General features: G+C 55.3%; 21 protein-coding genes. All 21 read left to right on the forward strand.

What is annotated here, in order from left to right:
* Positions 1 to 70 precede the first annotated feature (70 nt).
* The 21 genes from mtnA to PverR02_RS08675 all read left to right on the forward strand — a co-directional run bounded on the left by mtnA (position 71) and on the right by PverR02_RS08675 (position 23,981).
* Positions 71 to 1,147 (forward strand): S-methyl-5-thioribose-1-phosphate isomerase, encoded by a 1,077-nt coding sequence (mtnA, locus tag PverR02_RS08575; RefSeq protein ID WP_057003757.1) that lies wholly within the window; start codon positions 71 to 73, stop codon positions 1,145 to 1,147.
* Positions 1,148 to 1,570: 423 nt separating this feature from the next.
* Positions 1,571 to 4,225: a DNA gyrase subunit A gene (gene gyrA / locus PverR02_RS08580; protein WP_017848853.1), complete on the forward strand. Its 2,655-nt coding sequence runs from the start codon at positions 1,571 to 1,573 to the stop codon at positions 4,223 to 4,225.
* A 237-nt stretch (positions 4,226 to 4,462) separates the two neighbouring features.
* Positions 4,463 to 5,548 carry a 3-phosphoserine/phosphohydroxythreonine transaminase gene (gene serC / locus PverR02_RS08585; protein ID WP_046384280.1) on the forward strand — a complete coding sequence of 362 codons (1,086 nt, stop codon included), beginning with the start codon at positions 4,463 to 4,465 and terminating at the stop codon, positions 5,546 to 5,548.
* On the forward strand, positions 5,548 to 6,642 hold the full coding sequence (gene pheA / locus PverR02_RS08590) for a prephenate dehydratase (protein ID WP_017848851.1): 1,095 nt from the start codon (positions 5,548 to 5,550) through the stop codon (positions 6,640 to 6,642). The genes serC and pheA overlap by 1 nt, the downstream gene beginning before the upstream one ends.
* Before the next feature lie 9 nt (positions 6,643 to 6,651).
* The gene (gene hisC, locus PverR02_RS08595; RefSeq protein WP_017848850.1) at positions 6,652 to 7,764 is read left to right on the forward strand and encodes a histidinol-phosphate transaminase; all 1,113 of its coding nucleotides are present in this window, start codon (positions 6,652 to 6,654) and stop codon (positions 7,762 to 7,764) included.
* Between the two features lie 28 nt (positions 7,765 to 7,792).
* Entirely contained in the window at positions 7,793 to 10,003 is a 2,211-nt protein-coding gene (locus PverR02_RS08600; protein WP_265332178.1) for a bifunctional prephenate dehydrogenase/3-phosphoshikimate 1-carboxyvinyltransferase, read from the forward strand.
* Entirely contained in the window at positions 10,000 to 10,689 is a 690-nt protein-coding gene (gene cmk, locus PverR02_RS08605; RefSeq protein WP_017848848.1) for a (d)CMP kinase, read from the forward strand. Before PverR02_RS08600 ends, cmk begins: the two co-directional genes overlap by 4 nt.
* Positions 10,690 to 10,808: 119 nt before the next feature.
* Positions 10,809 to 12,503: a 30S ribosomal protein S1 gene (gene rpsA / locus PverR02_RS08610; RefSeq protein ID WP_003218806.1), complete on the forward strand. Its 1,695-nt coding sequence runs from the start codon at positions 10,809 to 10,811 to the stop codon at positions 12,501 to 12,503.
* 162 nt (positions 12,504 to 12,665) lie between these two features.
* Entirely contained in the window at positions 12,666 to 12,950 is a 285-nt protein-coding gene (locus tag PverR02_RS08615; protein WP_046384279.1) for a hypothetical protein, read from the forward strand.
* A 131-nt stretch (positions 12,951 to 13,081) separates the two neighbouring features.
* The gene (gene ihfB / locus PverR02_RS08620; RefSeq protein WP_017848846.1) at positions 13,082 to 13,378 is read left to right on the forward strand and encodes an integration host factor subunit beta; all 297 of its coding nucleotides are present in this window, start codon (positions 13,082 to 13,084) and stop codon (positions 13,376 to 13,378) included.
* 24 nt (positions 13,379 to 13,402) lie between these two features.
* The gene (locus PverR02_RS08625; RefSeq protein ID WP_046384278.1) at positions 13,403 to 13,645 is read left to right on the forward strand and encodes a LapA family protein; all 243 of its coding nucleotides are present in this window, start codon (positions 13,403 to 13,405) and stop codon (positions 13,643 to 13,645) included.
* A gap of 426 nt (positions 13,646 to 14,071) precedes the next feature.
* Entirely contained in the window at positions 14,072 to 15,439 is a 1,368-nt protein-coding gene (locus tag PverR02_RS08630) for a Wzz/FepE/Etk N-terminal domain-containing protein (protein ID WP_079443136.1), read from the forward strand.
* A 715-nt stretch (positions 15,440 to 16,154) separates the two neighbouring features.
* A complete protein-coding gene (locus PverR02_RS08635) occupies positions 16,155 to 17,426 on the forward strand; it encodes a flippase (protein ID WP_046384277.1) in 1,272 nt (423 codons plus the stop codon).
* Positions 17,399 to 18,568 carry an O-antigen polymerase gene (locus PverR02_RS08640; protein WP_079443138.1) on the forward strand — a complete coding sequence of 390 codons (1,170 nt, stop codon included), beginning with the start codon at positions 17,399 to 17,401 and terminating at the stop codon, positions 18,566 to 18,568. Before PverR02_RS08635 ends, PverR02_RS08640 begins: the two co-directional genes overlap by 28 nt.
* The gene (locus tag PverR02_RS08645) at positions 18,565 to 19,353 is read left to right on the forward strand and encodes a glycosyltransferase (RefSeq protein WP_079443139.1); all 789 of its coding nucleotides are present in this window, start codon (positions 18,565 to 18,567) and stop codon (positions 19,351 to 19,353) included. The genes PverR02_RS08640 and PverR02_RS08645 overlap by 4 nt, the downstream gene beginning before the upstream one ends.
* On the forward strand, positions 19,350 to 20,252 hold the full coding sequence (locus PverR02_RS08650) for a glycosyltransferase (protein WP_079443140.1): 903 nt from the start codon (positions 19,350 to 19,352) through the stop codon (positions 20,250 to 20,252). The genes PverR02_RS08645 and PverR02_RS08650 overlap by 4 nt, the downstream gene beginning before the upstream one ends.
* Before the next feature lie 122 nt (positions 20,253 to 20,374).
* Positions 20,375 to 20,971, forward strand: a complete 597-nt coding sequence (locus PverR02_RS08655; RefSeq protein ID WP_079443141.1) for a sugar transferase — start codon at positions 20,375 to 20,377, stop codon at positions 20,969 to 20,971.
* 24 nt (positions 20,972 to 20,995) lie between these two features.
* Positions 20,996 to 21,199: an acyl carrier protein gene (locus PverR02_RS08660; protein ID WP_046384273.1), complete on the forward strand. Its 204-nt coding sequence runs from the start codon at positions 20,996 to 20,998 to the stop codon at positions 21,197 to 21,199.
* 276 nt (positions 21,200 to 21,475) lie between these two features.
* A complete protein-coding gene (locus PverR02_RS08665) occupies positions 21,476 to 22,561 on the forward strand; it encodes a ketoacyl-ACP synthase III (protein ID WP_079443142.1) in 1,086 nt (361 codons plus the stop codon).
* Positions 22,558 to 23,319 (forward strand): SDR family NAD(P)-dependent oxidoreductase, encoded by a 762-nt coding sequence (locus PverR02_RS08670; RefSeq protein WP_079443143.1) that lies wholly within the window; start codon positions 22,558 to 22,560, stop codon positions 23,317 to 23,319. Before PverR02_RS08665 ends, PverR02_RS08670 begins: the two co-directional genes overlap by 4 nt.
* Positions 23,316 to 23,981, forward strand: a complete 666-nt coding sequence (locus PverR02_RS08675) for an acetyltransferase (RefSeq protein WP_046384270.1) — start codon at positions 23,316 to 23,318, stop codon at positions 23,979 to 23,981. Before PverR02_RS08670 ends, PverR02_RS08675 begins: the two co-directional genes overlap by 4 nt.
* Positions 23,982 to 23,986 lie beyond the last annotated feature (5 nt).

Raw genomic sequence — 23,986 nt, forward strand, 5'->3', positions numbered from 1 at the left:
GTATACCCGAGCGTCCTGGCTGGCGGATCGCTATAATCGGCGGCTTTTGTTCATGAGTGCGGGGTGAGGGATGCGCGATCGACTGTTGGCTGCGGAGAAAGTGAAGGCCATCGATTGGCGCGATGGCGCACTGCACCTGCTCGACCAGCGTGTTTTGCCGTCCCGGGAAAGCTGGGTGACCTGCTCCACGGTCGATGAAGTGGCCGCGGCCATACGCTCGATGGTCGTGCGCGGCGCAGCGGCCATCGGCATCAGTGCCGCCTACGGCCTGGTACTCGCCGCCCGCGAACGGATCGCCGAGGGCGATGACTGGCAGGCTGGATGGGAAGAAGATTACGCACTTTTGGCCGATACTCGCCCGACCGGTGCAAACCTGCTCTGGGCCCTCAAACGCATGCGCGACCGCCTGGACCGTCTCAAACAGCACGCCGACCCGCTGGCGGTGCTGGAGGCCGAGGCCATCGCGATCCATGAGAGCGACCGCGAAGCCAACGTCGTCATGGCCCAGTTGGGCGTCGAGCGGATTCGCAAGCACCAGGGCAACGCCCAGGCGATCCTGACCCATGGCAACGCAGGCGCCCTGGCCACAGGAGGCGTCGGCACGGCCCTCGGGGTGATCCGCGCGGCCTTCCTGGAGGGGCTGGTCGAGCAGGTCTATGTCAACGAAACCCGGCCATGGTTGCAAGGTTCGCGGCTGACGGCGTGGGAATTGGCTGGCGAGGGGCTGCCCGTCACGGTCAATGCCGACTCGGCGGGCGCGCATATCCTCAAGACCAAAGGCGTGACGTGGGTGATCGTCGGTGCCGACTGCATTGCGGCCAACGGTGATGTGATCGGCAAGATCGGCACTTATCAATTGGCGGTCTGCGCCATGCACCATGGCGTGCGTTTCATGGTGGTGGCGCCGAGTTCGACCCTGGACCTGATGATGGCCTCCGGCGATGACGTGGCCCTGGAAGAGCGCGCTGCGGGCGAGTTGCTGGACGTCGCCGGGCAGCGCTTCGCTGCGGATGTGAATGCCTTCAATCCGGTGTTTGATGTGACCCCGGCCGACTTGATCGACGTGATCGTGACCGAAAAGGGTGTTGTTGAACGGCCTGACACGGCCAAGCTCGCCAAGTTGATGTGCCGTAAACGCCTGCATTGAGGGCTTTGGTGGTTGTTAGATTGCCATCGGGAGCAAGCTCCCTCCCACATTTGACGGTGTTCACAATTTGAGTGTGGTAGGGGGCTTGCTCCCGATTGGCCTTGAAAGGCTATGGTTTCTTCGGATCTGCCGCGCAAAAACAGCACCACCCCGGCTCTAAGCCCCTCTCGTCGTCCTCAAGCCTGTCATCCGTCAACTTACTATGCTCCATGCCCATCAGGGGGATAGGTGCGTGGCGGCGATTGTGATAACATCCGGCGGTTTCCAGGGTCGCCCCGAGGGGCTGCCTTTAACGTGCAGATCCGTGTCATAACTCGTTGATTTGTCGTAAGTCGTTGCCAGGCACCATGCCGGCAGCGGCGAGCTTCGTTCGTCCCATATGGATGTGACGAGGTTTCACCCGAAAAAGGAATCAGGCTTCTCATGGGCGAACTGGCCAAAGAAATCCTCCCGGTCAATATCGAAGACGAGCTGAAACAGTCCTACCTCGACTACGCGATGAGCGTAATTGTCGGTCGGGCACTGCCTGATGCGCGCGATGGCTTGAAGCCCGTGCACCGGCGTGTGCTGTTCGCGATGAGCGAGCTGGGTAACGACTGGAACAAGCCGTACAAGAAATCTGCCCGTGTTGTCGGTGACGTGATCGGTAAGTATCACCCTCACGGCGACACTGCGGTGTACGACACCATCGTTCGGATGGCCCAGCCGTTTTCCCTGCGCTACCTGCTGGTAGACGGCCAGGGCAACTTCGGTTCGGTCGACGGCGACAACGCCGCGGCCATGCGATACACCGAAGTCCGCATGACCAAGCTGGCGCACGAGCTGCTGGCCGACCTGCACAAAGAAACCGTGGACTGGGTGCCGAACTACGACGGCACCGAGATGATCCCGGCGGTCATGCCAACCCGTATTCCCAACCTGCTGGTCAACGGCTCCAGCGGTATCGCCGTGGGCATGGCCACCAACATCCCGCCGCACAACCTCGGTGAAGTCATCGACGGTTGCCTGGCCCTCATCGACAACCCCGAGCTGACCGTCGATGAGCTGATGCAATACATCCCGGGCCCGGACTTCCCGACCGCCGCGATCATCAACGGTCGCGCCGGCATCATCGAAGCCTATCGCACCGGCCGTGGCCGCATTTACATGCGCGCCCGCTCGATCATCGAAGACATCGACAAGGTCGGTGGCCGCCAGCAGATCGTCATCACCGAGCTGCCTTACCAGTTGAACAAGGCGCGTCTGATCGAGAAGATCGCCGAGCTGGTCAAGGAGAAGAAGCTCGAAGGCATCACCGAGCTGCGCGACGAGTCCGACAAGGACGGTATGCGCGTCGTGATCGAGCTGCGTCGTGGCGAAGTGCCTGAGGTGATCCTCAACAACCTCTACGCCCAGACCCAGCTGCAAAGCGTGTTCGGTATCAACGTCGTGGCCCTGATCGACGGTCGCCCGCGCATCCTGAATCTCAAGGATCTGCTGGAAGCCTTCGTCCGTCACCGTCGCGAAGTCGTGACCCGCCGCACCGTGTTCGAACTGCGCAAGGCCCGTGAGCGCGGCCACATCCTGGAAGGCCAGGCGGTTGCGCTGTCGAACATCGACCCGGTCATCGCCCTGATCAAGGCTTCGCCGACCCCGTCGGAAGCCAAGGAAGCGCTGATCAAGATGCCGTGGGAATCCAGCGCCGTGGTGGCGATGGTTGAACGCGCCGGCGCCGATTCCTGCCGTCCCGAGACCCTCGACCCGCAATACGGTCTGCGCGACGGCAAGTATTTCCTGTCGCCGGAACAGGCCCAGGCCATCCTCGAACTGCGCCTGCACCGCCTGACCGGTCTGGAGCACGAGAAGCTGCTGGCCGAGTACCAGGAGATCCTCAACCAGATCGGCGAGCTGATCCGCATCCTCAACAGCGCCGTGCGCCTGATGGAAGTGATCCGCGAAGAACTGGAAGTGATTCGCGCCGAATACGGCGACGTGCGCCGCACCGAAATCCTCGATGCGCGTCTCGACCTGACCCTGGGTGACATGATCCCGGAAGAAGAGCGCGTCGTGACCATCTCCCACGGTGGCTATGCCAAGACCCAGCCATTGGCTGCGTACCAGGCCCAGCGTCGTGGCGGTAAAGGCAAATCGGCTACCGGCGTCAAGGATGAGGACTACATCGCTCACCTGCTGGTCGCCAACAGCCACACCACGCTGCTGCTGTTCTCCAGCAAGGGCAAGGTGTACTGGCTGAAAACCTACGAAATCCCGGAAGCCTCCCGTGCCGCCCGTGGGCGTCCGCTGGTCAACCTGCTGCCGCTGGACAGTGATGAGTACATCACCACCATGCTGCCGGTCGATGAATACACCGAAGGTCACTTCATCTTCATGGCCACCGCCAAGGGCACCGTGAAGAAGACCCCGCTGGAATCCTTCAGCCGTCAACGCAGCGTGGGCCTGATCGCCCTGGAGCTGGATGAAGGCGACGTGTTGATCTCCGCAGCCATCACCGATGGCGAGCGTGAAGTCATGCTGTTCTCCGATGGCGGCAAAGTGACGCGCTTCAAAGAATCCGACGTGCGTGCCATGGGCCGTACCGCCCGCGGTGTGCGCGGGATGCGTCTGCCGGAAGGGCAGAAGCTGATTTCCATGTTGATCCCTGAAGAAGGCAGCCAGATTCTCACCGCTTCGGCGCGTGGTTATGGCAAGCGCACCGCCATCAGCGAGTTCCCGGAGTACAAGCGTGGCGGCCAGGGCGTTATCGCCATGGTCAGCAACGACCGCAACGGCCGTCTGGTCGGCGCGGTACAGGTACTCGATGGCGAGGAGATCATGTTGATTTCCGACCAGGGCACCCTGGTGCGTACCCGTGTCGCTGAAGTATCGAGCCTGGGCCGTAACACCCAGGGCGTGACGCTGATCAAGCTGGCCAACGACGAAACGCTGGTTGGCTTGGAACGCGTCCAGGAACCGTCGGAAGTCGAAGGCGAAGAGCTGGAAGGCGAGGCATTTGACGGCGAGGTGATCGCAACCGGCGATGACAGCGTCGACGAGCCGACCCTCGACGCTGCCGCAGACGAAGAAGAACCGCAGGAATAAGCGGACAAACAGGGGGGCGGATGAAGATTCGCCCCTTGTTGTTTGTCACCTTTGAAATATCAATGCTCCCCCTGTAGGAGCGGGCTTGCCCGCGAAAATCGTCAACGATAACGCGTGCATCCTGGATAAACGCGGTGATCTTGCGTTTTTCGCGGGCAAGCCCGCTCCTACAGGCAGCGTTAGCAGTTAATATTCGATTTATTGCACCACCCCCACCAGATCAGAGTGAGATTGGATGTGAGCAAGAGAGCCTATAACTTCTGTGCCGGTCCCGCGGCGCTTCCTGAAGCAGTCCTGCAGCGCGCGCAGGGTGAACTCCTCGATTGGCATGGAAAAGGCCTCTCTGTGATGGAAATGAGCCATCGCAGTGATGAGTTCGTGTCCATCGCCACCAAGGCCGAGCAGGACCTGCGCGACTTGCTGGACATTCCCTCCGACTACAAGGTGCTGTTCCTGCAGGGCGGCGCGAGCCAGCAGTTCGCCCAGGTGCCGCTGAACCTGCTGCCCGAAGACGGCACGGCCGATTACATCGACACCGGTATCTGGTCGCAGAAAGCCATCGAAGAAGCTGCGCGCTACGGCAACGTCAACGTCGCCGGTACCTCCAAGCCTTACGATTACTTCGCGATTCCAGGTCAGAACGAGTGGAAGCTGTCGAAGGACGCGGCCTACGTACACTACGTGGCCAACGAAACCATCGGCGGCCTGGAATTCGACTGGGTGCCGCAAGTGGGTGACGTGCCGCTGGTGTGCGACATGTCTTCGGACATTCTCTCGCGGCCGATCGATGTGTCCAAGTACGGCATGATCTACGCCGGCGCGCAGAAGAACATCGGCCCGAGCGGCATCCTGGTCAACATCGTCCGTGAAGACCTGCTCGGTCGCGCCCGCTCGCTGTGCCCGACCATGCTCAACTACAAGGTCGCGGCCGACAACGGCTCGATGTACAACACGCCGCCAGCGTTTGCCTGGTACCTCTCGGGCCTGGTGTTCGAGTGGCTCAAAGAGCAGGGCGGCGTTGCCGCCATGGGCAAGCTCAACGAAGTGAAGAAGCGCACCCTGTACGACTTCATCGACGCCAGCGGTTTGTACAGCAACCCGATCAACCTGACCGACCGCTCGTGGATGAACGTACCGTTCCGCCTGGCCGACGACCGTCTGGACAAGCCGTTCCTGGCCGGTGCCGAGGCGCGCGGCCTGCTGAACCTCAAGGGTCACCGTTCGGTGGGCGGCATGCGCGCCTCCATCTACAACGCTGTCGATATCAATGCCATCAACGCGTTGGTGGCCTACATGGCAGAGTTCGAAAAGGAACACGGCTAATGTCTGAGCAAGAACTCAAGGCCCTGCGTGTACGCATTGACAGCCTGGACGAGAAAGTCCTAGAGCTGATCAGCGAGCGCGCGCGCTGTGCCCAGGAAGTGGCGCGGGTGAAGATGGCGTCCCTGGCGGAAGGCGAAGTGCCGGTGTTCTACCGCCCGGAGCGTGAAGCCCAGGTGCTCAAGCGCGTGATGGAGCGCAACAAGGGGCCGTTGGGTAACGAAGAGATGGCGCGGTTGTTCCGTGAAATCATGTCTTCCTGCCTGGCGCTCGAGCAGCCGCTGAAAGTGGCTTACCTCGGCCCGGAAGGCACCTTCACCCAGGCGGCGGCGATGAAGCACTTCGGCCACGCGGTGATCAGCAAGCCTATGGCAGCGATCGACGAAGTGTTCCGTGAAGTGGCGGCCGGCGCGGTGAATTTTGGCGTGGTGCCGGTGGAAAACTCCACCGAAGGCGCGGTCAACCACACCCTGGACAGCTTCCTTGAGCACGACATGGTGATCTGCGGCGAAGTCGAGCTGCGCATCCACCACCATTTGCTGGTGGGTGAAAACACCAAGACCGACAGCATCAGCCGCATCTACTCCCACGCCCAGTCCCTGGCCCAGTGCCGCAAGTGGCTGGATGCCCATTACCCGAATGTCGAGCGCGTGGCGGTGTCCAGCAACGCCGAAGCGGCCAAGCGGGTCAAGGGCGAGTGGAATTCGGCAGCGATTGCTGGCGATATGGCGGCGGGCCTGTACGGCCTGACGCGCCTGGCCGAAAAAATCGAAGACCGCCCGGACAACTCCACGCGCTTCTTGATGATCGGCAGCCAGGAAGTGCCGCCGACTGGCGACGACAAGACCTCGATCATCGTCTCCATGAGCAACAAGCCCGGCGCGCTGCATGAACTGCTGGTGCCGTTCCATGACAACGGGATTGACCTGACGCGCATCGAGACTCGTCCTTCGCGCAGCGGTAAATGGACCTACGTGTTTTTTATCGACTTCATCGGCCATCACCGTGATCCGCTGGTCAAAAGCGTGCTCGAGAAAATCAGTCAGGAAGCCGTGGCACTCAAGGTGCTGGGCTCTTACCCGAAAGCGGTTTTGTGAGGCGTTAACATGAGTGGCAACTTCCTCGCCCTGGCGCAGCCGGGCGTGCAACAACTGTCGCCTTACGTTCCAGGCAAGCCTGTGGACGAGCTGGCGCGTGAGTTGAACCTGGACCCGGCGAAGATCGTCAAGCTGGCCAGTAACGAGAACCCTCTGGGTCCAAGCCCCAAGGTGCTGGCGGCGATTCGTGAAGAGCTGGCCGAGCTGACCCGTTATCCGGATGGCAACGGTTTTGCCCTCAAGTCCCTGCTGGCGCAGAAGTGCGGGGTCGAGCTGAATCAGGTGACCCTGGGCAACGGCTCCAACGACATTCTTGAACTGGTCGGTCGTGCCTATCTGGCGCCCGGCCTGAACGCCGTGTTCAGCGAGCATGCGTTTGCGGTCTACCCGATCGTCACCCAGGCCGTCGGTGCCGATGCGCGGGTGATTCCTGCCAAGGACTGGGGTCACGACCTGCCGGCCATGCTGGCGGCGATCGATGCACAGACCCGCGTCGTGTTTATCGCCAACCCGAACAACCCGACCGGCACCTGGTTCGATGCACAGGCACTGAACGACTTCCTACAGGATGTGCCGGAACATGTGCTGGTGGTGCTGGACGAGGCCTACATCGAGTACGCCGAAGGCAGCGACCTGCCCGACGGCCTGGATTTCCTCGCGGCCTACCCGAACCTGCTGGTCTCGCGCACGTTCTCCAAGGCTTATGGCCTGGCGTCGCTGCGCGTCGGCTACGGCCTGTCGACGGCGGTGGTGGCCGATGTGCTCAACCGTGTGCGTCAGCCGTTCAACGTCAACAGCCTCGCCCTGGCGGCGGCCTGCGCAGCGTTGCAGGATGCCGAGTACCTGGAAGAAGGGCGTCGCATCAACGAAAGCGGCATGCTGCAGTTGCAGGCAGGCTTTCGTGAGCTGGGCCTGGGCTGGATTCCGTCCAAGGGCAACTTCATCTGCGTCGATCTCGGCCAAGTGGCGGCCCCGGTGTTCCAGGGCTTGCTGCGCGAAGGCGTGATCGTGCGTCCGGTGGCCAACTACGGCATGCCGAACCACCTGCGCATCACCGTCGGTCTGCCGGCTGAGAACAGCCGCTTCCTGGAGGCGCTGGCCAAGGTTCTGGCCCGTGGTTGATGTCACTGCATTGCAACCTGCTGTGCCTATGATCGGTCGCCTGGTGGTGGTCGGTCTGGGGTTGATCGGTGGTTCCTTCGCCAAGGGCCTGCGCGAGAGCGGGTTGTGTGGCGAAGTGGTCGGCGTGGACCTGGACCCGCAATCGTGCAAGTTGGCGGTTGAGCTGGGTGTCGTCGATCGCTGTGAAACCGACCTGGCGCGCGCATGCCGGGGCGCCGATGTGATCCAGCTCGCCGTGCCGATCCTGGCCATGGAGAAGTTGCTGGCGGTGCTGGCCGGCATGGACCTCGGCCAGGCGATCCTCACCGACGTCGGCAGTGCCAAGGGCAATGTGGTGCGGGCGGCGCAGCAGGCGTTTGGCGAGATGCCCGCGCGTTTTGTGCCGGGCCATCCGATTGCCGGTTCCGAGCAGAGCGGGGTGGAAGCGTCCAATGCGCAGTTGTTCCGTCGGCATAAAGTGATTCTGACGCCGCTGGCACAAACCGACCCGGCGGCCTTGGCCGTGGTCGACCGTCTGTGGCGCGAGCTGGGCGCAGATGTCGAGCATATGCAGGTCGAGCGCCACGACGAAGTGCTGGCGGCGACCAGTCATCTGCCCCATCTGCTGGCGTTCGGATTGGTGGATTCGTTGGCCAAACGCAACGAAAACCTCGAGATTTTCCGCTATGCCGCCGGTGGCTTTCGCGATTTCACGCGGATCGCCGGCAGCGACCCGGTGATGTGGCACGACATCTTCCTCGCCAACCGCGAGGCCGTGTTGCGCACCCTGGACACCTTCCGCAGCGACCTTGACGCCTTGCGCGACGCGGTCGATGCCGGGGATGGCCACCAATTATTGGGCGTGTTTACCCGTGCGCGGGTGGCGCGTGAACATTTCAGCAAGATCCTGGCACGCCGGGCCTACATGGAAACCGCAGTGAACGCCGACGACCTGACTTTCCTCGCCAACCCGGGCGGCCGCTTGAGCGGGCGTATCCGGGTGCCGGGCGACAAGTCGATCTCCCATCGGTCGATCATGCTCGGTTCGTTGGCCGAGGGCGTGACCGAAGTCGAAGGTTTCCTTGAGGGTGAAGATGCCCTGGCGACCTTGCAGGCGTTTCGCGACATGGGCGTGGTGATCGAGGGGCCGCACCACGGGCGCGTGACCATTCATGGTGTCGGGCTTCATGGTTTGAAGCCGGCGCCGGGGCCGATTTATCTCGGTAACTCCGGCACCTCCATGCGCCTGTTGTCCGGCTTGCTCGCCGCGCAGGCCTTCGACAGCGTGCTGACCGGTGATGCTTCGTTGTCCAAGCGCCCGGTGAACCGCGTGGCCGAGCCGCTGCGGAAGATGGGCGCGGTGATCGAAACCGGGCCGGAAGGGCGCCCACCGCTGACCATCCGTGGTGGCCAGAAGTTGAAAGGCCTGACGTATGTGCTGCCGATGGCCAGTGCGCAGGTCAAATCCTGTCTGCTGCTGGCGGGCCTGTATGCCGAGGGCAAGACGTCCGTCACCGAGCCGGCACCGACCCGCGACCATACCGAGCGCATGCTGCGCGGTTTCGGTTATCCGGTAGAGGTCGTGGGTGCAACGGCGACGGTCGAGTCGGGCCATGCGCTGGTCGCCACCCATATCGAAGTGCCGGGGGATATTTCCTCGTCGGCATTTTTCCTGGTGGCGGCGTCAATCGCGGAAGGTTCCGAGTTGTTGCTGGAGCATGTCGGCATCAATCCGACGCGCACCGGGGTGATCGATATCCTGCGGCTGATGGGCGCGGATATCCGCCTGGAAAACCCGCGCGAAGTGGGCGGCGAACCGGTGGCCGACCTGCGGGTGCGGGCGGCCGCGTTGAAAGGGATCGAGATCCCCGAAGCGCTGGTGCCGTTGGCAATCGATGAATTTCCTGTGCTGTTTGTGGCTGCTGCCTGCGCTGAAGGGCGAACCGTCCTGCGCGGTGCTCAAGAATTGCGGGTCAAGGAGTCCGACCGTATCCAGGTCATGGCCGACGGTCTGCTCGCCCTTGGCGTGAAGTGTGAACCCACCCCCGATGGGATTATCATTGACGGTGGCCTGATGGGCGGTGGTGAAGTGCATGCCCATGGCGATCACCGGATCGCCATGGCGTTCAGCGTGGCTTCGCTGCGGGCAACGGCGCCGATTCGTATTCGTGACTGCGCCAATGTTGCTACGTCTTTTCCGAACTTTCTTACACTGTGTGCCCAAGTCGGCATCCGTGTTGCCCAAGAGGCTCAATTGTGAATATCAAAGCACCGGTGATTACCATCGACGGGCCAAGCGGCTCGGGCAAAGGCACGATCGCCGGCATCCTGGCCAAGCGCCTGGGCTGGTGCCTGCTGGATTCCGGCGCGCTGTACCGCCTGCTGGCATTTGCCGCCCGCAACCACGGCGTCGACCTCACCAACGAAGAATCCCTGAAGCTGCTGGCGGCGCACCTTGATGTGCAGTTCGTCGCTGCGACGGAAGGTCATCCCCAGCGCATCATCCTGGAAGGGGACGATGTGACCGATGACCTGCGTAACGAACAAGTCGGTTCCTGGGCCTCCCAGGTTGCCGCGCTGCCGGCCGTGCGTGATGCGCTGCTGCAGCGCCAGCGGGCGTTTCAGGAGCCGCCGGGCCTGGTAGCCGATGGCCGCGACATGGGCACGGTGGTATTTCCCGAGGCGCCGCTGAAGATTTTCCTGACCGCCAGTGCCGAGGAGCGGGCGCGTCGCCGCTACTTGCAGTTGAAGGGCAAAGTGGATGGTGTTAGTCTGTCGAGTCTGCTAGATGAGATCCGTGCACGCGACGAGCGTGATACCCAGCGCGCAGTAGCCCCGCTCAAACCGGCGGCTGATGCCATACAGCTGGATTCCACGGAGTTGTCCATCGAGCAGGTGCTGGAACGCATCTTGAGTGAAATCGCTATTCGCGATATCGCCGGGTGACCAAGAAGTCTGCAGGGGACCAGTCATAGTCCTGCGGTGCTTCTTTTAATTGAAACTAACCCACACCGTCTGGGGCGTGGAGATGGGCGTATTCTTCGCCCTTATCAACAGGAATTAAAATGAGCGAAAGCTTTGCGGAACTCTTTGAAGAAAGCCTAAAAACCCTGAACCTTCAGGCAGGCTCCATCATCACCGGTGTTATCGTTGATATCGATTACCAAGCTCGCTGGGTAACCGTTCACGCTGGTCTGAAGTCTGAAGCACTCATCCCGCTTGAGCAGTTCTACAACGACGCTGGCGATCTGACTATCAATGTCGGTGACGAAGTTCACGTTGCTCTGGACTCGGTTGAAGACGGTTTCGGTGAAACCAAGCTGTCCCGTGAAAAAGCCAAGCGCGCTGAATGCTGGATTGTTCTCGAAGCAGCCTTCGCAGCTGAAGAAGTGGTCAAGGGCGTTATCAACGGTAAGGTTAAAGGCGGCTTCACTGTCGACGTTAACGGCATCCGTGCGTTCCTGCCAGGTTCTTTGGTCGACGTCCGTCCAGTGCGCGACACCACGCACCTGGAAGGCAAGGAACTCGAATTCAAGGTCATCAAGCTCGATCAGAAACGCAACAACGTTGTCGTTTCCCGTCGCAGCGTCCTGGAAGCAGAGAACTCCGCCGAGCGTGAAGCTCTGCTGGAATCCCTGCAGGAAGGCCAACAAGTCAAAGGTATCGTCAAGAACCTCACCGATTACGGCGCATTCGTCGATCTGGGTGGCGTCGATGGCCTGCTGCACATTACCGACATGGCTTGGAAGCGTATCAAGCATCCTTCCGAAATCGTCAACGTTGGCGACGAGATCGATGTCAAGGTTCTGAAATACGATCGCGAACGCAACCGTGTTTCCCTGGGCCTGAAGCAACTGGGTGAAGATCCATGGGTCGCTATCAAAGCCCGTTACCCAGAAAGCACCCGCGTGACCGCGCGTGTTACCAACCTGACTGACTACGGCTGCTTCGCTGAGCTGGAAGAAGGCGTTGAAGGCCTGGTACACGTTTCCGAAATGGACTGGACCAACAAAAACATCCACCCTTCGAAAGTCGTACAAGTCGGCGACGAAGTGGAAGTTATGGTTCTGGACATCGACGAAGAGCGTCGTCGTATCTCCCTGGGCATCAAGCAGTGCAAATCTAACCCATGGGAAGATTTCTCTGGCCAGTTCAACAAGGGCGATAAAATCTCCGGCACCATCAAGTCGATCACCGATTTCGGTATCTTCATTGGTCTGGACGGCGGCATCGACGGCCTGGTTCACCTGTCCGACATCTCCTGGAACGAAGTGGGCGAAGAAGCTGTTCGTCGCTTCAAGAAGGGCGACGAGCTGGACACCGTTATCCTGTCGGTTGACCCAGAGCGCGAGCGCATCTCCCTGGGCATCAAGCAACTGGAAAGCGATCCGTTCTCCGAGTACGTTCAAGAGAACGACAAAGGCGCAATCGTTAAAGGCATCGTGAAAGAAGTTGACGCTAAAGGCGCCATCATCACCCTGGCCGACGATATCGAAGCGACTCTGAAAGCCTCCGAAATCAGCCGTGACCGCGTTGAAGATGCGCGCAACGTTCTGAAAGAAGGCGAAGAAGTAGAAGCCAAGATCATCAGCGTTGACCGCAAGAGCCGCGTAATCCAGCTCTCCATCAAGTCGAAAGACGATGCTGAAGAGAAAGAAGCCATCCAGAGCCTGCGCGACAAGCCAGCTACCTCTGAGCCTTCTGCTGGTCCTACCACTCTGGGCGACCTGCTGCGTGCACAAATGGAAAAACAGAACTGAGTTCTGTCAGACCATAGAAAAAGGGCGACTTCGGTCGCCCTTTTTTGTGCCTGAAATTTGTTGAATCAACAACTTAGAGCCACGTAGAGCTGATCGGTGTCAGAACTGATTATAGTCTTTGGATAAGCTATTCCCGTGTTGCTGATTCAGTAAGGATTTTCAATGAACAGGCTCATCTTAGTGTTCGCAATGGCCATGCTTGCAGGTTGCGCCGCCACCAATGCCAAGACTTACGCACGGCATGGCGTCAGTGGCATCGAGATCGACTGCTCAGGCTTGGGCTCCAACTGGGAGAAGTGTGAGAAGCGCGCGGCTCGAGAGTGCAAGATGCAGGGATACAAGGTCATCACAAGGTCCAGTGATGCCAAGGACGAGGAAGGGGATTACTTGTTCGGCTGGAACCCGGCAGGCGCCGTTACCCGCACGATGCTGGTGATCTGCAACTGAGCGCGTAAGCGCTTGATAGTGAAGTCGATCTGGCGTGTAGATAAGTTATTGGATGGGCTGTTCAAATTCATCAAGTCATGCTAAAACCTTTGAAGCGCTTTTCCTAGCTGCTTGAAAAAGAAGGGAAAAATATGACGAAGTCGGAGTTGATCGAACGAATTGTCACCCATCAAGGGCTGCTCTCATCCAAGGATGTGGAGCTGGCCATCAAGACCATGCTTGAACAAATGTCCCAATGCCTGGCTACGGGCGATCGTATTGAGATCCGAGGGTTTGGTAGCTTCTCGCTACACTACCGCGCCCCGCGCGTAGGCCGTAACCCTAAGACCGGGCAATCCGTCAGCCTGGACGGCAAGTTCGTGCCTCACTTCAAGCCGGGCAAGGAATTGCGTGATCGAGTGAACGAAGACGAAGAAGAAAACGTCTGAGTGTCTTTAGGGTAGGAGAAGATTATGCGTGGGATTAAGCGCGCCGTGGTGTTACTGACAGTGCTGGTGGTCGCACTGGTGGTTATAGCGTTTGTGCTCGAAAACCAGCAGGGCGTGTCTCTCTCGTTCCTTGGCCTGGCGACCGGGCAGATGCCAGTGTCGGTGTTCGTGACCGTGGCGTTGATTGTCGGCATGCTGATAGGGCCGTTGTTAGGCATATTGGTGCGGAGTCGGCGTCATAAGTCGACTCCTGCAGGGCGTGCCTAGGGAGCTCTCTCACGTTCCACAAAAATCGCATGCATGCTGAGACAACCGCTCGTCAGAAAACTGCCCTAAAATAGCCCGTCAATTTCAGCGCCGCCTTGTAATGATGCGGCCGCCCTCAAGTAAAAAATCCGCGGATTCATTGGGTTTCAGCTCGTAGATTCGGAAAATCCTTTCTGTTTTCACTCTCCTTGGACGTGCTGCATCAGGGCTACCCCTATACCTGTAGGAAAAGCCTACCGCTCATGTCAAGACTTGTAATATGTCAGAGAGATGGCAAAATGAAATCTGTTCTCGATAACAGGCATTTTGTGCGCTCGAAATTTGGCAGAGACGCTGGGTTTTGACGGTCATCTAATTAGAATAAAAAAGACACAATTTTGTCTGCATAACGAGCCCGCAGTTTCTTTTTGAAGGCAGGTTTTTGTTGTGAGTAGTAGTTTTCGCGCGCCCGCTGTAACAACCTCCGCCGAAATCGATCTTTTAGAGATCTCCAAGTTTGTCTGGCAGCAAAAAAAACTTTTGCTGCTGGTTGCTCTTGGGGGGGGACTGATCGCGGCCTCATACGCTTTTCTTGCTACTCCCGAATATAAGATCAGTACGGTGTTGCGCCCTGCAGCGGTCAATGAGTTGGATGCGCTGAATCGCTCAGAGATATATCAGCTTCCTCCATCTGAGGCGCTTATAGAAGTGGGTTCGGCCCTAGACTCTTACGATGTTCGCCTGGCATTTTTCAGGGAGAATCAAAGGTTATTCGAAAAATTCGTTGAGCCGGGGCGGACGTTGGAACAATCTTTTGAAGAGTTCAATCGAAACTCGATCCGTTTGATTCTTCCGGAAGCAGAAAAAAAGAATACGCTTAGGGCCTATGTAAAACTTGAAATGACATATCCCAAAGATATTGATGGCGTCGCTATCCTTAACGGTTTCGTTGACTATGCCATCAATGTGAAACGTATGCAGATATCGTTGGACTTGAATACCATTATCAAAAATAGAATAAGCGAGCTGAAAGGAAAGTTTGAATCGGCGCGGTCGAACTACAGTGTCGAGAAAGAGGCTAGAATAGCGTCGTTGCGCGAAGCAGATTCAGTGAGACACGCTCAACTGCAGGACGAATTGAAGGCGCTTCGCTCGCAATTGAGGAATTTGCGCAACGATCGTATCGCTCAACTGAGCGAATCTATCAGCATTGCTAAATCCTTGGGCATCCACAAGCCGACTACGCCATCCTCACTCGGCGAGCAGATGAATACGAATGCTGCCAGTGTTATGCGAACGGAGATAAGCAATCAGCAAGTCCCGCTGTATTTTATGGGGACGGAGGCGCTTAAAGCTGAGCTTGCAGCGCTGCATCTGCGTAGAACGGATGACTTCACCGATTCTCGTATTGCACAGATTGCCAAGGAGCTTCAGATGCTGGCGTTCAATCGAGAGGTTGAAGTGCTGAGTGCGCGTAAAAATGAAGATGTTTTTCTTGCCGATGTTCAGCCTTTGCGGGCAGAGATTGCGCGCTTGAGCAACTTGAGTATTGATGTGGCCAGTTTGAAGTTAGCGAGTATCGACCAGCAGGCCCTAGAGCCCTTGAAGCCTTCTAGCCCGAATCGCTTGTTTGTGGTGATGTTTGGTGTTCTTGCTGGGCTGATCCTTGCGGTCGGTATCGTTCTCGTCAAGTATGCTTTTCTTGTGAGCGCTATTGGCGTAAAGGCTGATGTCGTCAAACCGCCGTCCCAAGGGCGTACTCCAGGGGATGCTCTGATGGGGCTGCAACAAAGTTCAAACAAGATGCTCCAATAGTCAGCGTGCTGGAATTTTCACGGCTCACATCTATTGATGTTGGTATGAGTTGAGTGCTTTCGTGTGCGGATATTCAAGCAGGCAGTCGTTTGGCCCGCGTGATGCTTGAACAATCTGTCTTGGTTTGACGTCTGAAGAGATCCTTGCTAGTGAATGGAGCGGAGGCTCACCTCGAATAACCACGCTAGCCCATTCAAAAAACGTGAATTTTCGGCCTGTTCCTTGGCATTTCGTACTACTATTGTTTCCCGCTTTCCGTAAGGAGTAATCCAGACATTTCGGATGCTTTAGAGGTATGGAGGTCATTCAGTCAGGGCGTCATCCTTGCTGGCGGGGGGGGGGGGGCGCCTGCATTTCTCCACGTTTTTTTGGGGGGGCTTGCAGGCGGATTTTGGTACGCCGAGGGCTTTATCCTTCGTGTGGTTTGCTGTTGGCCGGCGTTCTGCACATAGCAACTGAGGATGCTATGGCTCCTTTTTCAGGTGTTTATTGGTGGTGGTCATGTTGAATGGGTGGGCACGAACAGCAAGGTTGCTCCGCTACCTGGAGACTGTTAATCGATATAGTAAAACATCGAGGTGGGTATTGGTTTACATCTACTGTAAGGGTACCTTTAGTGGGCGCTTTGATGTGTCCGCTTATTAAGCGGTTCGTGAATGTGTCGTTATATATGAAACAGTAGTTGCTGGTGCTTTAGCTGTTCGGGATGAAAAGAATGAAGCTGGAACTAAATGTTAGAAATGACACAATATACAATTTGCTCGGGAACATTGTTCCGATTCTGGCGGCGCTGCTTTTTATACCGTATCTGACGCGAGAATTAGGCGCTGAGCGTTTCGGTTTTATGACTATCATGTGGGCGCTGATTGGTTATTTTGGGATTTTTGATTTAGGCGTTTCCAGAGCGCTTACTTATTTTGCGACACGCTCCAATGATCCAGTTAGTCCCGATCCCTTGGCCCCGGCAGTCAAAGCGGGTATGCAAGTTGTTGGCATTGCCGGTTTGATCGGAATGCTGTTGGTTATGGCTGTTTCAGATGTAACAGTAAGGAAGTTGCTCGGTAGCAACTTGGACATGTATTACGAAGCGCTTTGGGCACTGTGGATTACAGCGCTGATCATCCCACTTACGGCCATGGGGAACGGACTGAGGGGCGTGCTTGAGGGGTTGGGCAGCTTTAGAGACGTTGCAGTCATAAAAAGCGTGACGGGGTCTGTATTTTTTATCGCCCCAGCCTGTCTTGCTTTTTACAACATTCATTCCTTATATGCGATAGCTGTGTCATTTTTTATCGTCCGACTAGTGACCTCATTTTGGTGTTGGTACGCCGTTCAGCAAAGCCGGCAATACAAATCATCCCGAGCGGAGGCAGTTTTTCCTGCGCATAGGAAAGCGCTACTTTCATATGGCGCCTGGGCGCTGCTGTCCTCAATTATCAGTCCGTTGATGATGTATGGTGATAGATTCATTATTTCCACTGTGTTGGGCGCTCAAATGGTTGGGATGTACGCTGTCCTCCAAGAGATGATGGGGCGCACTGTTCTATTTTCGGCTTCGTTTGCATCGGCACTACTGCCACGGTTTGCCAAAGAAAATGGCGAAACGCTAAAAAGTAATTATCGTCGTTATAATACACTGTTAATTGTCGCGATGGCGGTATTTTATATTGTGTTCTGGGTCTGCTCTAAGTTTATGGCTGAGCTTTGGCTTGGGCGCAGTCTAGAGGAATATAAAAATATTTTCGCGCTGTTTTCGTTTGCGTTGTTTATGAACTCTATTGCGCAGTTGCCTTTTTTCTTCTTGCATTCCAAAGGTATGCCGGAAGTGCCCGCTAAGTTTCACCTTCTAGAGTTTACGTTGTACGTGCCCGCTTGTATTTGGGCAACCCTGAGTTATGGGGTTGAGGGGGCCGCAGTAGTATGGGTCTTTAGGGTCTTAATTGATTGGGTGCTGTTGCAATGGGCCGTAAGAAAAATACTTGGCTAGTCACGTTTTCACCATTGAGTGTGTTACTGCTAGTGTGGGGCTTTCAGTGGGTTTACTACGAAGTTATAGGTACTTCAGTGTTTAACCCAATTCTATCGGCCACCTGGTGGGCGGTCTCTTTGGCTTTGGCTGGCTATGCGCTCGGCTCAGTGATGGTCGTAGTGTTTACGCGCAACGCGTTGCGGCGGCCGGATTTTAGGTTAGAAAGAAGTTTTTTTTATTTTAAATCATTGTGTTTTATTTTGGCGATGTGGGTTGTACTCGATAATTTGGTAATCCCCGTGGCGGCCGGACATAGTGTTTCTGAACTACGAAATCAAGCTATAGACGAATGGACGGAGGGGGGGGTTGCACCAAGAGTCTTGGCTGTCCTGATGAATGGCTTGGCCTGCTCGGTGCTTTTCGTAATCTCTATAAATTACGAAGTGAAGAATAAGTTCAGTTTTTTTTGGGTGTTGGTTTACTTTTTACTTTGCATAGCTTGTTTTTCTCGTACTTTATTGCTTATCGGTATGGCGATCATCTTGCTCAGGGTTCTTTTGCAGGGTAAGAATCCGCTTCGTGTTATATTTATTTCGTTGATTGGTTTTATAGTTTTGTTTCTGGCCCTTGCGTGGTTGATGAAAGATCACCTGCCTGGGGAAGACTCAGTGGTTGATGTGCTTGTTCGGCATGTTGAAGTGTACTTTTTTGGTGGAGTGTCAGGGCTTAATTATTACGTGAAATATGATAGTCCGCACTACGATACGTTGTTGACGATGCCGCGATTTATTCAGGGGCTTTTTTCAATGCATATGGAGATGCCGCCGTCTTATTTTGATTTTGTAGAGACCCCCGGAACACTCAATGTGTTTACATCTATATTTCCGCCTTATCATGATTTTGGAGGGATAGGTGTTTTTATTTTTTTTGGAATTTACGGCCTTCTATCCACCGCTGCTTGCGTGCTCTTTGTCCGAACAGGAAAATTTCTATGGCAAGTGATTGCAGGGTTCACTGTTTATGCAACGGCCATGTCGATTTTTGATGATCAGTTTTTGAGAGGGTTACCGGTCTTTTTGATTTTGGCATTTTTTGCCTGGTTGCTGGATTTGATTCGTGGGCGAATGGGGCGCGTTGTTCAAGTGGAATATCAACAATGAGTGTTTCTGCAGAATCAGAAGTTAAGCGGCAAGACAGCGTGTTCGGAGCCTTGAGTGTCTCTGTTTGTATGGCGACCTATAATGGGGAGTTGTACTTACGCGAACAACTGGATTCGATATTGTTAGAGTTGCGTGAAGGCGATGAGCTTGTAGTGGTTGATGATTGCTCTAAGGACACAACGTGCGAAATACTACTTTCCTATATGGGTAGAGATAAGCGCGTAAAGGTGTTTTTTAATCAGCGCAACCTGGGTGTCATTAAATCCTTTGAGTCCGCGCTTTCCAAAGCGGGCAATGAAATTATCTTTCTTTCGGATCAAGACGACGTATGGTTGTCAGGTCGTGTGTCTTCTTCCCTTGCGATATTCGCGAGCTACGAGCAGGTATCCACAGTCGTAGTAAATGCGGAGGTTCTTGCATTTACGGATCGAACCGGTACTAGCTTTTATCCGCAGGGCTACACGCCGAGCTTTAGCTTGTTTTCCCAGCTTTATAAGAACGAATTTATTGGTTGTTGTATGGGGGTTCGCCGAAGAGTGCTGAGGTTGGCGCTACCGTTCGCCCACCGAATTTCGATGCATGACTGGTGGCTGGGTTGCTGTGCCCTGATGAATGGGGAGGTCCACTTTTTGAACGAAAACAAAATCTATTACCGTCGGCATTCTTCTAATGCATCTCCCTCTAAGCGTCGCAAGTTAGCAGCTGTTCTCCGCTCGCGAATTTTAGATATGTTTTGTTTTTTATCATTGTTGCTGCGCTGGGTGAAAAGGAGGGGGGGTAAATGAGTGCCAAAGTAATTATCTTGATGGCGACTTACAATGGTGAGGCGTTTTTGGCGCAGCAGCTTCAATCTATTCTGTTCCAGACTCATGGAAATTGGCATCTGTTTGTGCGAGATGACGGTTCGACTGATGCGACGGAGTCGATAATTCGGTCGTTTCAGGAGCAACATTCGAACATATCCATTTTGGATAACCAGGGAGTAGGTACAGGCTCTGCGGCGGGTAATTTTTTTGAGCTAATTCAGCAGTGCCCACTCTCGGAGTTCGATTATGTAGCTTTAGCTGATCAGGATGACGTGTGGTCTCCTGACAAGCTTGAGGCTGCGATCAGGCTTATCGAGAAGGAGGGGGCAGGCGCCTATTCCTCCAATCTGGTCTCATACGATAACCGCCGGAAGCGCTCCCGGTTCATGAATAAGGGGCAATCGCAAAAAAAGTTTGATTATTTGTTTCAAGGTGCATCGGCAGGATGCACATATGTCTTGACTCGTGCCGCGTTTGAGCGGGTCAAGCAGGTGACATCTGGGATTCAGTCCTATAAAGGCCGGTCTCATGATTGGCTAATTTATGCTATCTGCCGGGTTAGTCATATTCGATGGGCGTTTGATCAAAATGCCTATATTTTCTATCGGCAGCATGCCTCCAATGTTTATGGTGCTATGAGTGCTTTTGCCGGCCTAAAAAGTAAGCTCGGATTGATCCGCAATGGCTGGTATCGTGACAATATCCTTTGGATAGCTGAAAAATCCGGCGCGGAAGCATCGGCAAAAGACGTTGTGAGTCTGATCAAAAGCGGTTCGATCATGAGCCGAGTGCGTCTGGCGCTTAAGGCGGGTGAGCTCCGTCGGGAGAAAAATGCCTGTCGCTTGATGGTAGTCCTGTTGCTTACGTTCGTATTTTGATAGCGCAGAGACAGAAGCGCGTATCAGCGGTGAGCTGTAGAAATTGGTTGTGCAGGGCTCAGGGTGTAGCCTTGCTGACCTTTTCTTGAATTGTGTAATGATGAAATTGTCCGGGTGTTGTTATGAAGCGTTTGTTTGACATTTTTGCCTCTGCCATTGGCTTGATCCTGTTGTCGCCCGTTATCTTGATCGTTGCTTTTCTGATCCGCAGAAAACTTGGTTCGCCGGTGCTCTTCCGTCAGGTGCGGCCGGGCATCCATGGTAAGCCGTTTGATATGATAAAATTTCGGACCATGCGTGATGCCATCGATGATCAGGGAAATCCACTGCCAGACGCGGAACGAATGACCCCGTTTGGGAGTTTCCTGCGGTCCAGCAGTCTTGATGAACTCCCCGAGTTGTGGAACGTCTTTAAGGGGGATATGAGCCTGGTGGGGCCTCGTCCGCTCCTCATGCAATATTTACCGCTGTACAGTGCAGAACAATATCGTCGTCATGAGGTCAAACCCGGTGTTACAGGTTGGGCTCAAGTCAATGGGCGGAACAGCCTTGAGTGGGATGAGAAGTTTAAGCTGGATATTTGGTATGTTGATAACCGTTCGTTTATCTTGGATTTAAGAATTCTGTTGGCGACGGTGAAGAAAGTTCTGATCCGCGACGGCATCTCACAGGAAAATAACGCGACGATGGAAGCTTTTAAAGGGTCGCAAGACAAGTAATTTACCCACACCGGAGATTAGATAATGGCTGATAAAATTTTGCGTTTGATTGAAGAGGCGATGGAGGTGGAAGAGGGTTCCATTGCTCTTGGCCAGACGCTCGACTGGGATTCTATTGCAGTCGTAACATTCATGGCGCTGGTTGATGAGCACCTTGATAAGAGAGTGTCGGCGGACCTGTTGAATAAGTGTGTGACAGTCGACGATGTCGTCAAGTTAGTCGCTTGATGTCGATTCTTTCAGAGCAGCATATATAGAATCACACTATTGCCCTGTTAGATCATCTATCGGGGCAATTTTATTTTATAGTCAGTAAGTTTTTTATTATGTGGCATACTCAATAGTCAAGTGATTTTTTGGCGTTCTGAGCTGTTCGATAGTTGCGTTGCGCCGCCGCTTTCAGGGTCGGGGCGCACCGGATAGTCTTCCCGCAGGCACGGCATGCGCAAGGAACTGTTGAAATTTTGTATAATGCTTTTTTCGGGCGCAGTGGAGATTCAATAAATGCTTAAAGCCGATAGCAACGTTCGCCTAGTGAGGGACGTGAGTGTGAAAGGAGTCGCCTGCGCTGTGCCACCAACGGTTAGCGAGGTGTCTGATCTTTGCGAAAAGTTCGGACAGGAGAGTGTCAACAAGATAATGACCAGCACAGGCGTAGAGCGTCGTCATGTGGTGACTGATGAGTGCTCCTCTGATCTGTGTGTTGCGGCTGCTGAGCGACTGATCAGCGATATGCAGGTGGACAGAGCTTCAATTGATACGCTGATATTTGTTTCCCAGACTCATGACTACACGCTGCCCGCCACAGCCTGTGTTCTGCAGCAACGTCTGGGGTTGCCGTTAACGACGGCGGCGTTCGATATTGCCATGGGCTGCTCGGGTTATGTCTATGGCCTCTGGATGGCAGCCTCATTGCTTTCGGGAGGTGGCAGCAAGCGGGCATTGCTATTGGTGGGCGATACCATAAGTAAAATTACTTCTGAAGATGATCGCTCTGTAGCCGCATTGTTCGGAGATGCAGGCTCGGCCACATTGTTGGATTATGAGCCTGGCGCGCCAGCCATTCCTTTTGTGCTGGGCACTGACGGACGTGGCGCACCAAACCTGATTGTCCCTGGCGGTGCGTTCCGTGATCGCTCAGGTACTACCAGTGATGTCCAAGACCCCGAAGTGCGTTCCGCTTTCGATCTGTATATGAACGGGGCGGAAATTTTTGCATTCACGCTGGCCCGGGTTCCCGCGCTTGTAGCCGTTCTGCATGAAAACGTTGAGCGTGGTGCTGATGGGGTGGATAAGTACGTATTCCATCAAGCGAATAAATTTATGCTTGAGCATCTGGTCAAGCGCATGAAGCTGGATAAAGCTAAAGTCGTGCTCGATGTCAAGAACGTCGGTAACACCAGTTGCACGTCTATTCCTCTCGCGCTGGTAATTGATCAACGCGATCACTCGCTGCCTGTCAGCGGGCAGTACATGCTGGCGGGCTTTGGGGTTGGATATTCCTGGGCAGGGTGTATTGCGAATTTTGATGGCGTCCATATTAGTCCGTTGGTAGTGATGCAAGACGTAAAAATGGGAGCCGTGCAGTGAGTTCGTTTAATCCATTCTCTCTAGACGCTAAACATATTTTAGTCACGGGTGCCTCCTCTGGGATTGGTCGAGAGGTTGCTATCTGGTTAAGTCGACAAGGCGCTGTATTGACACTCGTAGCTCGCGATGAGGAACGGCTTGCTGCAACCGCTCAGGCATTGGAAGGCAAGGGCCATCAAACGGCGGTCATAGATTTCTTGGGCGACGAGGATGTTTCGCGCTGGATGAAAGAGCTGGTCCGCAGTTCCTGCCCCTTTGATGGGTTGGTGCATGCCGCCGGTGTCCAGATGCCGATGCCAATCCGGGCAACGAGCCTTAATCATTGGGAAAAAATTATGTCGACGAACGTGTCGTCAGGTTTCTCTTTGATCAAGGCGTTTCGGCAGAAAGGCGTTTGCCAGCCGGATTCAAGTATCGTGTTGATTTCTTCAGTAATGGCCAGGGCAGGAGAGCCAGCACTTTTGGGATATTGCGCAAGCAAAGGCGCCGTCGAATCAATGGCCCGTGCTGCGGCGCTCGAACTTGCCAGAGAGGGCATACGCGTCAACTGTGTGGCGCCAGGCGTCGTTCAGACAGAAATGGTGGAGAGTTTGCAGAACCTTGTCGGGGAGGACTCGATGCAAGCGATTAGGGAAAAACACCCGCTTGGTATTGGTAATCCTTCCGATGTTGCTTATGCCGTAAATTATTTACTGTCGCCCGCAGCCCGATGGGTGACAGGCACTTCGCTGGTCGTAGATGGCGGGTACCTGGCATGATTGTGCAGAAGAATATCGTTATTTTGGGCGCGGGTGGATTTGGCAGAGAGGTGCATGCCTGGTTGCTGGATTGGATCGCGCGGGGGGACGGCCAGCAAACCCAAACTCATTGCTGGAAAGTTGCAGGGTTTATCGACGACAACGCTTCGGCGATGGATGCGTTTGCCAATATGCCACCGGTGATTTCATCGATTGAAGATTTCGTCTCAGTACCGAACACGTTCGTTGTCTGTGCGATTGCGAATCCGAAAATTAAGAAAAAGGTGGTTGGGCGGATGCTCGATAAGGGCGCTCAATTTCTGAGTATGGTTCACCCGACCGTAGTGATGGGCACCAATGTGCGTCTGGGGCTAGGCACTGTCGTGTGTCCGTTGTCAATGCTATCGACGGATATCAGCGTTGGGGAATTTGTGACGATCAACGCGACCTGTACGGTTGGTCACGATGCAAAAATCTCCCGTTTTTGCACTTTGAGCGGGCATTGCGATGTGACGGGTGGCGTCGTGCTGGAGGAAGGTGTCTTCATGGGTTCTCATGCGGCGGTCGTCCCCAATGTCACCGTCGGAGAGTATGCAGTGATAGGCGCCAGCAGCCTTGTTGTACGTAAAGTTCAGCCGGGTACCACAGTCTTTGGCGTCCCTGCAAAACGCATTTCTAGGTAGTCCAT

This window comes from Pseudomonas veronii, from assembly GCF_002028325.1.
Taxonomy (GTDB): Bacteria; Pseudomonadota; Gammaproteobacteria; order Pseudomonadales; family Pseudomonadaceae; genus Aquipseudomonas; species Aquipseudomonas veronii.